General features: G+C 43.7%; 16 protein-coding genes. All 16 read right to left on the bottom strand.

Features of this window, described 5'->3' with window-relative positions:
* Window positions 1-27 precede the first annotated feature (27 nt).
* A complete protein-coding gene (gene lepB / locus AC04MN_RS08995; RefSeq protein WP_475382860.1) occupies window positions 28-705 on the bottom strand; it encodes a signal peptidase I in 678 nt (225 codons plus the stop codon).
* Between the two features lie 78 nt (window positions 706-783).
* Window positions 784-1488: a signal peptidase I gene (gene lepB / locus AC04MN_RS08990; RefSeq protein ID WP_475382859.1), complete on the bottom strand. Its 705-nt coding sequence runs from the start codon at window positions 1486-1488 to the stop codon at window positions 784-786.
* Between the two features lies 1 nt (window position 1489).
* Window positions 1490-2263 carry a signal peptidase I gene (gene lepB / locus AC04MN_RS08985; protein WP_475382858.1) on the bottom strand — a complete coding sequence of 258 codons (774 nt, stop codon included), beginning with the start codon at window positions 2261-2263 and terminating at the stop codon, window positions 1490-1492.
* A gap of 29 nt (window positions 2264-2292) precedes the next feature.
* Window positions 2293-4092, bottom strand: coding sequence for a translation elongation factor 4 (gene lepA, locus AC04MN_RS08980; RefSeq protein WP_475382857.1), 1800 nt, complete (start codon window positions 4090-4092; stop codon window positions 2293-2295).
* A 78-nt stretch (window positions 4093-4170) separates the two neighbouring features.
* Window positions 4171-5334 carry a methionine adenosyltransferase gene (metK, locus tag AC04MN_RS08975; protein WP_475382856.1) on the bottom strand — a complete coding sequence of 388 codons (1164 nt, stop codon included), beginning with the start codon at window positions 5332-5334 and terminating at the stop codon, window positions 4171-4173.
* Between the two features lie 178 nt (window positions 5335-5512).
* The gene (gene hpf, locus AC04MN_RS08970; RefSeq protein ID WP_475382855.1) at window positions 5513-5887 is read right to left on the bottom strand and encodes a ribosome hibernation-promoting factor, HPF/YfiA family; all 375 of its coding nucleotides are present in this window, start codon (window positions 5885-5887) and stop codon (window positions 5513-5515) included.
* A 49-nt stretch (window positions 5888-5936) separates the two neighbouring features.
* Window positions 5937-6401, bottom strand: coding sequence for a hypothetical protein (locus AC04MN_RS08965; RefSeq protein WP_475382854.1), 465 nt, complete (start codon window positions 6399-6401; stop codon window positions 5937-5939).
* 204 nt (window positions 6402-6605) lie between these two features.
* Window positions 6606-7103 carry an adenine phosphoribosyltransferase gene (locus AC04MN_RS08960; protein ID WP_475382853.1) on the bottom strand — a complete coding sequence of 166 codons (498 nt, stop codon included), beginning with the start codon at window positions 7101-7103 and terminating at the stop codon, window positions 6606-6608.
* Between the two features lie 20 nt (window positions 7104-7123).
* Window positions 7124-8557: an RNA polymerase factor sigma-54 gene (rpoN, locus tag AC04MN_RS08955; RefSeq protein ID WP_475382852.1), complete on the bottom strand. Its 1434-nt coding sequence runs from the start codon at window positions 8555-8557 to the stop codon at window positions 7124-7126.
* Window positions 8558-8584: 27 nt separating this feature from the next.
* Window positions 8585-9307 (bottom strand): LPS export ABC transporter ATP-binding protein, encoded by a 723-nt coding sequence (lptB, locus tag AC04MN_RS08950; protein WP_475382851.1) that lies wholly within the window; start codon window positions 9305-9307, stop codon window positions 8585-8587.
* 2 nt (window positions 9308-9309) lie between these two features.
* Window positions 9310-10266, bottom strand: a complete 957-nt coding sequence (lptC, locus tag AC04MN_RS08945; protein ID WP_475382850.1) for an LPS export ABC transporter periplasmic protein LptC — start codon at window positions 10264-10266, stop codon at window positions 9310-9312.
* Window positions 10266-10853, bottom strand: a complete 588-nt coding sequence (locus tag AC04MN_RS08940; RefSeq protein WP_475382848.1) for an ExbD/TolR family protein — start codon at window positions 10851-10853, stop codon at window positions 10266-10268. Before AC04MN_RS08940 ends, lptC begins: the two co-directional genes overlap by 1 nt.
* A complete protein-coding gene (locus tag AC04MN_RS08935; protein ID WP_475382847.1) occupies window positions 10853-11329 on the bottom strand; it encodes an ExbD/TolR family protein in 477 nt (158 codons plus the stop codon). The genes AC04MN_RS08940 and AC04MN_RS08935 overlap by 1 nt, the downstream gene beginning before the upstream one ends.
* A 7-nt stretch (window positions 11330-11336) precedes the next feature.
* On the bottom strand, window positions 11337-12002 hold the full coding sequence (locus AC04MN_RS08930) for a MotA/TolQ/ExbB proton channel family protein (RefSeq protein WP_475382846.1): 666 nt from the start codon (window positions 12000-12002) through the stop codon (window positions 11337-11339).
* A gap of 20 nt (window positions 12003-12022) precedes the next feature.
* Complete coding sequence (locus AC04MN_RS08925) at window positions 12023-14149, bottom strand: AgmX/PglI C-terminal domain-containing protein (protein WP_475382845.1); 2127 nt, start codon at window positions 14147-14149, stop codon at window positions 12023-12025.
* Entirely contained in the window at window positions 14146-14421 is a 276-nt protein-coding gene (locus AC04MN_RS08920) for a hypothetical protein (protein WP_475382844.1), read from the bottom strand. Before AC04MN_RS08920 ends, AC04MN_RS08925 begins: the two co-directional genes overlap by 4 nt.
* Window positions 14422-14433: the final 12 nt, after the last annotated feature.

Below are 14433 nucleotides of genomic sequence, written 5' to 3'. Positions count from 1 at the left end.
CGAGAAGCCATCGCCATCCCGCGACAACTATTTAGCCAGAGTAAAAACTCGGTCCCAACGAATCTGCGGAATCACTCCCATCCCTCTGGATTTATTAGGATCTACCGAAAGCCAAATTAAAATCACCTTACCCTGAATCAAACTTGCAGGGACCGTCCCCCAATATCTAGAGTCATCTGAGGCATCCCGATTATCACCCAAAACAAAAACCTCTCCAGGAGGAACAACCAGAGGACCAAAGTTTCGCGAGCGCCCGCCAATTTCTAATATGACAGATCTTTGCCCCGACGGATCTAACTCGGACCAAACTTCAAACATTTCTGGATTTGGATTTTCAACTGCCGATTCCTTCTTTTCGTACTTCAAGGGCTCATCGTTCAACCAAAGGCGTCCCTCGCGAATTTCTACTTTATCGCCAGGCAATCCCATCACTCTCTTTACGTAACTCACAGCGGGCACACTTGGATAAGTAAAGACAACTAAATCACCCCGAGCAGGTATCGCGACATCTTGATCTGAAAAAAAACTAGCCCCAAGATCTTTATAAGCCAGACGCCAAGAAAAAATAAAATCGCCAGGCTTTAATGCTGGCTGCATGGAACCCGTGGGCACCTTATAGGCCGTTAAAATAAAAAAACGAACAACGACAGCCAAAAGAATCGCGAAAATAACTGTCGCAAAGTATTCACCCCAAGATCTTTTCATACTAAAAGCCTAACGAGGTTCGACCTAGGTATCAAGAACCTAATCATTAAAGGCACTGAATTACTTGAACAATTCTGACTATTGAATTGCCTGGAACATTCTGTTCCAACGAAGCTGCGAAGGATCGCAAACAAATGTCATCGTCGGCAGCTTTTCCTCGCATGACAACCATATCGCCGAGGCTTTTCCTAGAATTAAAGACTCGTCCGCAAATCCCCAAACCCTAGAATCGCTACTCTCGTCACGATTGTCCCCCATAAAGAAATACTTTCCCTCGGGAATTTTGTACACTTGAACAGTGCCCGAAGGCTCGGGATCAAAAAAGCGCACAGAGTGAGTGACCTTGCCCACAGTCTCTTTAAAATAAAAGAAACCCCGGTCTCCTTTTTCCTCAGATACGTTTAAAACCAAAGGTATCCCGTTAATGCGAACTCTACCCGAATCAATCTGAAGCTCGTCCCCTGGCACCCCAATCAATCTCTTTATGTAAAAAACTTGAGGGTTCTCTGGATATCTAAAGACAATCACATCACCGCGCTGAGGCTCTGACCACTTTATCAACCACTTCGTACTAAATGGCCAACGCAACCCATACTGAAACTTATTTACAAAAATATGATCATTTACCAATAAGGTAGGAATCATACTGCCAGAAGGAATTACATAAGGCTCTACCAAGGCCCATCGAACTGAAAAAACAAGCATCAATGGAATTAAAAAAGACACAATAGCTTGAAGCCATGTGCCTTTTTTTGAGATCTCTGACGTCTCTGCTTTTTTCATTTTACTTCACATTATGGAAGAAGCGACCCCAACGTATTGTCAGAGGGTTGCAAAGCATCGGTAATGCAGGAATAGTTTCTTCACAAGACAACCAAACAAACATAGCTCGTCCCAAAATATTTTCTTTTGGTAAAAATCCCCAAAAACGACTGTCGTGCGAGTTATTACGGTTGTCTCCCATCATAAAGAGATGCCCCTCTGGCACAGTCACCGGACCAAAGGTTTCATAAATATCCCCACGACGAAGTAAAATACTGTGCTTCGTGCCCAATAAATCTTCAGTGAAGTGAACATAGTTTTCTTTTGAATCCGAAAAATTTCCATCACGTTGAAAATCTGCATCACGAAGCCACTTACCATCGCTGTTGTCTTCGGGAGCTACCTTCTCCATAGCCTTGTCATTTACATACAGAGTACCGTTTTCGTAATAAATCTTATCCCCTGGCTGACCCACAATTCTTTTAATAAAAAATGTGCTCATATCCTTCGGATATTTAAAAACGACAACTTCACCACGAACAGGCTCGCTGAATTTAGCCAACCAATTTTCGCTAAAAGGCACACGAACACCATAAGTAAGTTTGTTCACAAAAATATGATCATGAATTAGCAACGACGGAAGCATCGACCCCGAAGGAATGACATAGGCCTCGATAAAACCCCAACGAATAAATAAAGCGATAAAGACTGCTAGAAAAAGAGAACCCCACCCTTCAGTCCAAAAATGCTTTTCTCTAAAGTTCCATGAATTCATTTTATCTTTTTTATCGCTCATCTTAATTCCTTGATGAATTTCAAATTCTCTTAATCTTCAACTTTTAAAATCGCTAAGAAGGCTTCTTGAGGCACATCAACAGATCCGATCTGCTTCATGCGCTTCTTACCCTCTTTTTGTCGTTCAAGAAGCTTACGTTTACGTGATATGTCACCACCATAACACTTCGCCGTCACGTCTTTTCTCAAAGCTCCAACTGTTTCTCGAGCCACAATCTTTGAACCAATGGCCGCCTGAATAGCGACTTGGAACTGCTGACGAGGAATAAATTCCTTCATTTTCTCGACTAGCAAACGACCACGAGTGGCCGCTTTTGATCGGTGCACGATCAAAGAAAGGGCGTCGACAGGCTCCGCATTGATGAGGATATCCATTTTCACGAGCTCACTCTCTACGTAACCAGTCACTTCATACTCCAAAGACGCATACCCTTTAGAGATCGACTTTAGACGATCATAGAAATCCATGACCATTTCGTTCATTGGCAGACTGTATTCGATAATCACTTTGCGCTCATTGATATAATCCAAACGCAATTGCGTTCCACGCTTATCTTCGCAAAGCTTTAAAATCACACCGATGTAGTCTGTCGGCGTGTGGATAGTCACCTTCACAAAGGGTTCTTCCATTTTGGCGATCTTCGTTGGATCCGGCATTTGCGACGGGTTGTCCAACATAAAGCTTGTTCCATCCATCAAATGCATTGCATAGACCACCGTTGGCGCCGTCGTGATCAGATCTAGGTCAAACTCGCGCTCCAAACGCTCTTGAACGATTTCCATATGAAGAAGTCCCAAGAACCCGCAGCGATAGCCGAAGCCCAAGGCCGCTGACTTCTCGATTTCATATGAAAGAGAAGAGTCATTCAAACGAAGTTTATCGAGCGCCTCTTTAAGTTTTTCGTACTCAGAAGCGACAACTGGGTAGATACCCGCAAAAACCATAGGCTTGATCTTTTTAAAACCTGGAAGCGGCTCCGCCGCAGGAGTTTTCGCATGAGTAACAGTGTCACCCACCTCGACGTCACGGATATCTTTGATACCACAAACGATAAAGCCCACTTCGCCTGGCCCCATCTCTTCAACGTTGGCTGCGAATGGACGGAATTTACCCAGCTTCAAAACTTCGTAATCACGATGTGAAGCCATGAAGCGAATCTTTTCGCCTTTTTTGATCGTACCTTCTTTGACACGAACCAAGACAACGACGCCTTGATATGGATCAAACCAAGAGTCAAAAATCATCGCCTGCAAAGGCCCTTGAGGATTTCCTGTCGGAGGTGGCACCTTTCGAACGATCGTTTCAAGAATGTCTTTGATACCGATACGCTCTTTTGCCGAAGCCATAACAACTTCAGAACAATCAATACCTACGGTGTCTTCGATCTGTTTTTTCACACCTTCTGGATCGGCGTTAGGAAGATCGATCTTATTTAGTACAGGCAAAACTTCAAGATTGTTCTCCATGGCCAAATAGACGTTCGCCAAAGTCTGGGCTTCAACACCTTGAGCCGCATCGACTACAAGAATTGCGCCTTCACAAGCTGCTAAAGAACGAGAAACTTCGTAAGAAAAGTCTACGTGTCCCGGAGTATCAATAAGATTGATTTGATAAGTATTGCCATCGTCAGCCTTATAAGACAGACACACAGTTTGAGCTTTGATCGTGATGCCACGTTCACGCTCGATATCCATATTATCCAAGAATTGAGCTTGCTCTTCACGCTCTGAAAGAGATCCAGTGTATGCAAGCAAACCGTCAGCAAGAGTCGACTTACCGTGGTCAATATGGGCGATGATAGAGAAGTTTCGTATTAGGTTTTGATCCATTGTGTGTATTATGCAAAGTGAAACGCCGGTTCGCTAGACACGACCCGGCGCATTTTGTTTTATTTTGAACTTTTTGGCTTAAGCCAAAGTCTTAACAGCATCTTTAAGCTGATCTACTTTGTTTAACTTTTCCCAAGTAAAGCTATCTTCATTGCGTCCAAAGTGACCATAGGCCGCTGTCGGAGAGTAAATTGGTCTAAGAAGATCCAACTCCTTCGTGATACGAGCTGGTCTCAAATCGAAGACCTGACGAACTGCTTTTTCAAGCACTTCAGGTCCCACTTTTGATGTTCCATAGTCGTTAACAGTGATTGAAACTGGCTGAGCCACTCCAATTGCATAAGCAACTTGAACCAACACACGCTCTGCCAAGCCCGCCCCAACGATATTCTTCGCAATATGGCGCGCAGCATAAGCAGCAGATCTATCCACTTTTGAAGGATCTTTACCCGAGAAAGCTCCGCCCCCGTGAGCACCGTGACCACCATAGGTATCCACGATGATCTTACGACCTGTTAAACCAGCATCGCCCATAGGGCCACCAGTCACAAATCGACCCGTTGGATTAATAAAGAACTTCGTATTGTTATCCAACCACTGGGCAGGAATAGACTTCTTGATCAACTCTTGAGAAATGAACTCTTGAATCATCGCTTGAGACGCATGCTCAGCATGTTGAGTTGAAATCACAACAGCGTCGATACGCTTAGCAATTCCGTTTTCATACTGAACCGTAACCTGAGATTTAGAGTCAGGGCGCAACCAATCAACCTTATTAGCTTTACGAAGCGACGCCAAATCCTTCATCAATCGATGAGACATTGCAATCGACAATGGCATCAACTCTGGAGTTTCGTTCGTTGCATAACCAAACATCAATCCCTGATCGCCCGCACCCTGATCGTCAGAAAGAGTCTCTTTAACTCCCATTGCGATATCTGGCGATTGCTGGCCAACTGCTACCATCACACCACAAGTTTTATAATCAAAGCCCTTATCCGAATGATCATAACCAATGTTCTTAACTACATTGCGAGCGATTTCAGAAATATTTACTTTCGCAGAAGTGGTGATCTCACCACCAACAACGATCAAGCCAGTTGTTAGTAAAGTTTCACAAGCCACGCGTCCCTTAGGGTCCTGAGCTAAAATAGCATCAAGTACGCCGTCAGAGATTTGGTCCGCCATTTTATCGGGATGGCCTTCAGAAACAGACTCACTAGTAAAAAGGTAGTTTTTCACTTCTTCATTACCTCAAAAAATGTGAATAGGGTTGATTTAAAACAGTGCTGCGCAAAGTAGCACCCCCCGCCAATGGGGTCAACAGCTAAGCTATTGATATATAAAGAAAAAGAGCCCAAAAAAGGGCCCTTTATTCAAGATGTTAGCAAAAGCCTCGGTTTTGGAGGCTGTAGACGACTTAAGCCGCCTTACGATAGTTTCTAAAACTCCATTCGAATTGATCGTTTGTCTGCTCTAGCTTGCCCTCTTTTGATAGCTCATGCATTTTGTGATTTTGCATTTGTTTGCGGACCTTAAGAAATTGCTTCTCGAGTTTATCGATGCAGAAGTCTACCGCAACATAGGGATCATCACAGGTTGCTTGCGCTCTAAAGTACCGCTCTCGAGTATTCACAGAAATCTCTACGGTAAAATCACCTTTGAATTTACTGTAGAAAATTTGGCTGTGTCCGTCCTTCAAAAGAAATTTCCCAATCTCGGCGAGCTTTTCTTCCGTATAGCTGACTAGAGAATCTGAATGATCGAGATGTTTGAAGGTGAAATTGTTTTTCATGTTTGCTCCTCTTCATCCCCTTTGAATTCAAAAGGGTTCTGTTGTTTTTCTATTTAGATCCTGGCGCTACCGCAGCATCCGTGACGGGACAAAGCGCCTCGATGGTCCCTATTAATGACTTCGCATCGTGAAGGTATTTTTCTATCGGAACGAAAGCTTGATGGGCTGGCTGACAGTGCCCTTTTTTCGCCAAAATAAATGAATCGTAGTACCGGTCTCGTAGCGAAGCTGGAAGGCGGTCAATCCCCTGAGGCGCCTTCACTGGACGGGCTTCTTTTAAACGGCCTTCCAAAATGCCGACCGCTTGATTTTGAGGATCTACTTTTTTAAGACTTTTCAAAAGAGCTCGAGCTCCCTCTAGATTTCCGACCTCTATATAAGATTCAATTTTTGCGATGGATTGAGTGATCTGGACCGCAGAGGGCTTACGAAAAGCCTGGCGAGTGTGAAACGGATCCGTTTTATAACCCACGAGCAAACAAATCAAAGCTGTTACAACTTGCCAAAATCTCACAGGGAAGCCTCCACACACCGTACTTACATTCGGCTTACTTTCGGTCAACAGACTCGATGTAAGTCTTAGATGTAATTCTTATCGGAGGTGCTGGACAAAAGCTGAGGAAAAAAAGAATTTATTTTTGTTCTTAAATGATACAAAAAAACCGACTTGCCTAAAAAAGAAGCAAGTCGGCTCGAATCATTTCAAAAGTGACAAGATTTAATACTGAATTAAAGAGTGGATTCGCTGTCCGTTGAAGCGCATTTGATTCAAAAAGGTCAAGTCTGCCAAAACCGCAACCTGAGACACTTCATAACCAGCATCTTTGCATAGTTCAATAGCGGCTTGCAAAGTCCCACCGGTCGCCAAAACATCATCCACAACCATTACTCGACCTTTGCCTGGTGGAAGCTCGATTGTGGCCTCACCATACTCTAGCGCATAGGATTTTTTTAATGTTGGAGGCGGCAGTTTCCCCGCTTTTCGAATCGGCAAAAAACCTTTTTTGTGAGTGGAAGCCAAGAGGGCTGCCAAAATAAACCCACGTGATTCAATACCTGCAAAATAATCCACTTTTGCTAAATCTGTGTGTTCAACAAGCTTTTGAGAAATAAACGCTAGGGCCTCAGGATTTCCCAACAAGGGAGTCATATCTCTAAAGAGAATCCCTTGTTTAGGAAAATCAGGCACGTCGCGGATCAAAGTCTTCAGATCCATGTTCGCTCCTGTATTATAAATTAAAAGAACTTTTTTCGCTGTGACGAAGGTAAGATTTTTAAAAGATCTCGATACTTCGCGACAGTTCGCCGAGCAATTTGTATACCCTCGGCCTTTAACATTTCAACTAATTTCTGATCTGACAACGGACTCTTCGTATCTTCTTTTGAAATCAAGTCCTTGATTCTTAACTTCACGGACTCTGAGGCCATGTCGTTACCATCTGAAGAGCTAATCCCGGAGTTGAAAAAATACTTCAATTCGTAAATACCCTGAGGCGTATGCATGTATTTCGCCGTCGTCACTCGAGATACCGTAGATTCGTGCATTCCGATGTCATTCGCAATGTCACGCAAAACCATGGGTTTTAAATGCGCAGGTCCTTTTTCAAAAAACTCGCGCTGATGCTTAACGATAGAGTCCGCAACTTTATGAATCGTACGCTGCCGTTGATGGATCGACTTAATCAACCAAACTGCCGAGCGCAATTTTTCTTGGATATAATCCTGAGTCTTGTCAGCCCCCGCTTTGGCGCCCTTCAACATATTTTTGTAAAAATTCGAAATTTTTAAGCGAGGAAGACCGTCTTCATTCAAAGACACAACGAAGTCATCACCCACCTTGTAAACATAAACATCCGGAGTCACATACTGAGTGTCGTCCGTCATGTATTTTCGACCTGGCTTTGGATCCATCGCATAAATGATCTTGCACATCTCTACAACATCTTCCAAATCCAAATTCATCGCTTTAGCGATGGCTTCGTAGTTCTTCTTTTCTAGATCCTTCAAATGATTGTTAATTAAGCTAACTAAATCATTCGTATCTTCTTCAAGATGCTTCGCTTGAATCAACAAACACTCTTTTAGGTCACGCGCTCCAACCCCAGGGGGATCAAACTCATGAACTAAAGTTAGCGTGTCCTCCAATAAGGATTGATCAACGTCTTCTTCTTTAGCCAGTTCATCAAGAGGAACCTTTAGATATCCATCTTCATCGATAGCACTGATCAGAACCTCAGCAGCAATTTCTTCTTCCTCTGAAAAGCCACTCATTTTTACTTGCCATAGCAAATGGTCATAAAGACTTTGAGTCGTTGAAATCACGTTTTCATAATTCATGATTTCTTCTGAGCCACCACCGGAACCCGTTTGCGGAGGCTTCTGATTGGCTTCAAAATAAGTCTCCCATTCGAACTCATCTTGTTTTTTAGGATCTTGAGTTGTGGCATCAGCGGATTCACCGCCATCAACCTCGGCGGCAGCTTCTTTAGTTCGTTGAAGGTCTTCGCCCTTTAGAATCTCAGCTTCTTCAAGAATTGGATTTTCTTCAAGTTCGGAACGCACAGACGATTCCAGCTCAAGACGCGACATCTGCAAAAGCTTGATAGCCTGCTGCAGCTGCGGCGTAATCACCAAATTCTGTGATAAGTTCATCGACTGTTTCAATGCCATTTCGACCCCTTAAAGAGTTTGACAACTTTACAAACGGAAGTTTTCACCAAGATAAAACTTCCGTGCAACCTCTGAATTCGCGATTTCATTCGGGTCGCCACTGACCTGAATTCGACCATCCTTCAAGATATAAGCATAATCGCAAATCCCCAAAGTCTCACGAACGTTATGGTCCGTGATCAGAACTCCTATACCTTTGTCCTTGAGCTCTCGAATGATATTTTGAATATCTGCGACGGCAATAGGATCGATACCGGCAAATGGCTCATCTAATAATAGAAACTTAGGTTCGCCGGCCAACGCCCGCGCTATCTCGACTCGACGTCTCTCTCCCCCGGACAACGCATAACCGTAAGAATCACGAATATGCCCAATTCGGAAATCTGAGATCAACTGCTCTAATCGCTCTGACCGTTCAACACCCGAGTAACCATGAGCCTCGAGTGCCACTACGATATTCTCTGAAACAGTTAGTTTTCGAAAAATAGACGGTTCTTGCGCAAGATAACTTAAGCCCACTCTTGCGCGCTGATACATTGGCTGCTTGGTGATCTCTTCATCGTCCAAACGAATTTCACCAGAATCAGGTTTGATAATTCCAACGACCATATAAAATGAAGTCGTTTTGCCAGCCCCATTGGGACCTAACAAGCCCACAACTTTACCGGACTCTACAGAAAAGGAAGCTCCGTCTACGACTTTACGTTTCTTAAAGGTCTTACAAATCTCTTTGATAGATAATAGGCTCATGCTTACTTATTCTCCATCCGAGCTCTGACTCTTTCAACCTTTACTTTTTTTCCACCTTCTAAAAAAACAATTTCGTCGCCCTGCAACTCGTCGTCACCCTGCTGTACTTTGGGCGAGCCCTTGAACGTGTATTTTTGATTAAGGACATCTAACAATACAGATTGTGACATGGCCTTTTTTTCTAGATCTGAAACTTGAACTCCGCCCTTAACTTGAATTTGGGTTAAACTTGATTGCGCTTTTTGATATAAAAACGAAGCTTCCGGCCCTTCCAACTTCATCTGATCATACATCATCACGACATTCCCGAAAAATTGGGCTTCATTATTAGAGGAAGAAAAAATCGCTCGTCCGGCGGAAACCTTAAGCTGCTTCCCGTCAGCCAAGGTTCGCTGACTTTCCACCGGGCCTCCAATATCCATGGTTTTTTGATCCACAGAAATAAGCATAGAAGTCCCTGTCAAAGCAAGCCCAGCACCAGAACCATCGCTAGGTGCGGTCATTTGTACTTTATTAGGGCTTACGAGATGGCGACTTTTTGATTGATACTCAATAGACTCTGTCCTAAAGATATATCCGTTGGAAGACTGAGTTACGACATTCCCACGAATGCGAACATTGCGTTTTTCACCTTCAAGACTTCCCTGATCACCAGTGACCGTAAACTGAGCCGACTCGTCGGAGTAAAAAATAATTTTGATTTTTCGTAAATTCCAAGCTTTTGAATCACTATCGCCTTCCGCTTTTTCAGCAAAAAGCTCCCAGTCTCTTTTTCCCGCTTGGCTTTCGACCAGATGCACGCCGGCCATTGTTTGCTCGGCCGCTGACTTATCAATTTTTACTTTTTGAAGACGTTCTTCTTCTTTACGGCTCTGCTCAAGCTTTTGTGGAAATACGATGAGTATTTCCACAAAAATAAGAGCCAATAGAGCAACGTAAACGTAGTTTTTGAACTTCATTAGTTCGAATTAGCATCGTTTGACAGTTTCGTCACGGCAAAGTTCATTTGACCACCACCAGCTTCCTTGACGGTAGCCATGACTTTCTTAACTGTAAGGACATCAACCCCTTTATCGGCTTGAATTGTCACTTTATCCCAAACAACTTCTTCAACTGCAGCGTCGCCCTGCAAAACGTTTCTTAATTTGTTCTGCAACTTCGAGTCATGCTCGGCTTTCGCCTTTTCAAGGGCCGCTTTTACATTTTCATATAAGCCTGGAATCATCCAATTATCTGGACCCAACGCTTGAACTTCCTCGAAAGTTGCCACGGGATTTCTATCTATCAATACTTCCTTAGACGAAATGGTAACTACGATTGCAGGCTTCAACTCTTTAACCGCAGCGGCCTTTGGAAGAGTCACTTCTTTAGGGATATATATAATTTCTCCGGTTGCGCTGTAATTTTGCAACAAAAAGACAACAAGAACCGTGAACATATCCACCATGGCGGTTAGATCAAGAGTCGCAGTGGCTTCACGCTTCCCTTTTTTTCTTTTAAGAATATTGTGATAACGAAATCTTTCGCCAGGACGATAAATAGCCATTAGAGTGGATCTCCTGTTGCAATATCAATCGATGGAAACCCAGCAGTCAAAGCCATGTCCATCGCCTTAATCAATGTTTCGTAAGGTAAACTTCCCGTTAAAGCTAAGATAACATCTTGCTTTTCAGGATAGATTTGCTTTACACGCTGCAATTGAGCCAACAAACCCGCCTCATCAAACTGACCGTCTGAAAGCAATGGTAACGAGATCACTTGTTGACCGGCTGTCAATACATACCCAGCAGGCTTTACATCAACCTTAAGAACCAAATCGGCCATCGGAGGAGGAGTGACCGGATTATTTTCGTTCTTCTTACCATTGACAGTCGTTCCGATCTGAATCATCGAAACTTGGGTCCAAACCGCAGTGATCAAAAGAAAGGTGATCAGAACCGACATCAAATCGATGAACGGAACAAGATTTAGATCGACCTGCTTCCTTCTGCCGCTGGATTTACCCGACTCAATATGTGCCATAAATCACCTATTCGCGAATTTTGTCGCGGTTCGCAACTACAAGATTCAAAAGACTCATGCTTGTTTCAACAACTTCATTTTCTGTTTTTGAAATCTTGTGCTGGAAAATTCCGTAAGAAATAATACAAATAATCGCAACGCCAAGACCAAACGCAGTACAATTCAAGGCATGCGAAATACCTTTTGAAAGCTCCATAGCTTTTGTTGCGGGGTCTGCTGCTGCAACTGCACGGAATGAACCAATCATACCAATGATCGTTCCCAACAATCCGGCAAGAACTGCGATGTTACCAAATACCGCCAAAAACGAAACCCAACCTTCTACTTTTGGCATTTCTCTCATGACCGCAGCATCCATCGCTACTTGAATCTCTTCATCAGGGCGTTTATTCATCGCCTGAATTAGCCCCGCCTTCACTGTATTAGTCATCGGTGCTGGTCTCGCGTCACAGAACGAGATCGCTTGGCGCAAGTCGCCGGCCACCACCATTCTAAAAATCTGATCAGTAAAATCTTTTTTATCGACAGCCAAGTTTTTCAACTTCATGGCTCGCTCAATAATCAAGATGAAAGCTAGTATACCGATGCACGCAATAACGTACATGACGGTTCCACCTTCCATAAAGGCTCGTTGGAAAAAATTCATATTCTCTACTGTTGCTGTTGGATTCACGGTGCTCCTCCTTAGTAAAATTAATTAGTTTGATTCAAAACGAAAGGATATGCGACTTCCGCTGTCATACCTTCTGGCGGCTCTGGAAAAATCCATGACGCCAGACGATCTCGGATACAAGATTCCACGGCCGAGTCTCCTAATGTCGAAGACTTCACCTTTGCATTTCTCGCTTGCCCTTTAGCCACAATTTCCCATGAAATAATGACTTTACCCTCAAGCTTTGTACCCTTTGGTTTATTATTTAAAGCTCTTTCATAACAACTTTTAACTTCATGAAGCTTTGCGCGAATAACTCTGCGAATTGCCTCGCGGTCGATTGTGCCAACGAAATCTTCCTCAGCTCCGCCAGAGTCAACGGTCACAGTCGTTTTATTTCCAAAACCGTCCGTGGCACCGTAAGCGTTCATGCCAGAACCTCGCCCTTTGGTTCCAATCCCCGCGATACCTTGAGTCGCAGTGCCCTTACCGCCAGCACCGGTGTCCTTAAACTTCGAACCAAGATCGTCCCCGGCGCGATCGTCAGCAAATCCAGAAGTACCCGTAGCCTTATCCGCCATTCCTAAAAGCTCTCCAGATCCAGAGTAAGCTTGATCAAGTTTAGCTCTATTGCCGCCAGCACCAAAGGTGCTAAATAAACCGACTTTATTTAGGTCTTTGTTAGCGGACTGAGCGTTGGCTCCGGCCTTGTCAGTTGTTTTTACTGCGCCTCCTTGGCGAGTCGATGAAAACTGCTTCGGCTTATCTTTCGAATTTGGCTTAGGTGCCAACTCGGATGCTCGAGCTGCTACTTGATTCTTCTTCGCTTGCTCAAGTTTATCTTGATTACCTTTTTTTACATTCTCTTGCTTTTTATCAGCAACCTGCGCCTCCACCTCTTCTGGTGGCTTTGGCGGAGGAGGCGGTGGTGGTTTCACCTCGTCCTTAACAACAGGCTCTGGTGGTTTTGGTTCTGGTGGCTTCTGCGGAGGAGGATTAAACACGACCTCTGCAATACGCTGAACCTCTTCCGTTTCAACTCCCCAATCAACTGGCGTAATGGAATCAATATAAAACTTGAATAGCCCCGCCATAACAATAGCCAACACCAATGCTGTCAATTCGGAAGCTGACAACATCATCGGAGGCTCCATCGCCACCAATGCTGTTTGCGGAGCATATCTAAAGACTAGTTGTAAATCCGAATTGCGATGAGAAACAAAAATCGCTTCGCCTTGATCTAGCCGAACTATATTACCCTGTGGATTTTTTTGAATTCGAGATTGTAACGCCTCATCCTTCAACAGACCTGAAACTGTCATGATTTCGCAAGACATCTCTGGACTTAACTGAACACGAACCCCTGCAGTCGTATCCAATAAAGGCCAACCTCTTGGAGCAAACTCTGTCGGCAACGCAATTGCCTGATCATCGGATGTTCCAAGTCTTACAACTTGCTTCTTTTTAAAGATCACAGAATTTAAGACGCGCTCTTTCCAACAGACCAATACTTCCACGTATGGCCCTTTACCAGGCTTGATAAATTCTTTCAGATCCTTTGCGTCTGAAGGAGGAGCATAAGTTGCGCCTTTCTTCTTCTTTCTTCCAGGAGCGCTACTTGATTTAACAGATTTTATTTCTGGTTTACTTGGAGCTTTAACCGCTACAGTCTCTCCACTGGCTCCCAGAACAACTGCAGACTCTACAACCTTTGGCTTTTCAACTGGAATTACTGTTTCAGGAACCTTTGGCGCTTCTACCGGCTTAGTCGTTTCTGCAATTTTAACAGGTTCACTAGGCTTGACTGGTTCGACTGGTTTAGTGTGGTTAGACGCAACCGATTCGCCAGCTGGGACTGCCTTTGGTTTTGGCACCCCTACAAAGAACTGAATCTTGTAAGGCCCCACGACTACTTCGTCGCCTGATGAAATGCTTTCATCTAAAATCGCTTGGCCATTCTTAAAAGTCCCTGTTTGCGATCCAAGATCACAAATATAAAAGCCCGAATCACGAAGCTCGATTAAACAATGGATCGGCGAAACTCCATCACCTTCTAAATCAAGATGAACATCGGCATTGTGACCAATCACAATTTGCTCTTGATCAAACTGCTTCACTTCTTTTAGTTTGTTTTCTTTGAATATTCTTAATATTAACGGTGATTTCAATTTGCACCCCGAACTCGCTGCACATCTTCAGTTGTTCTTCTCATCTCGGGTAAAAAGTTTTCTCTAAGTTTAATTAGCTTTCCGTAATTGAAATTCTTTTTCTGAAACAAATAGAAAAGTTCCGGCTTCTGAGTTCCACCTTCGACAAGTTCATCTTCAAAACTTATCGTCGCTCTTCTTTCTTTAACTTTTTTGCCAGTACTAGGTGTTGAGCTTTGAGCCCAAACCAATTGTCCTGCAAAAAATATAACACAAAAAAGAAACTTCAACATATCCCCTCCGGG

This window comes from Bdellovibrio sp. ZFWA1 (assembly GCF_056175665.1).
This window is presented reverse-complemented; position numbering and strand designations above follow the sequence as displayed.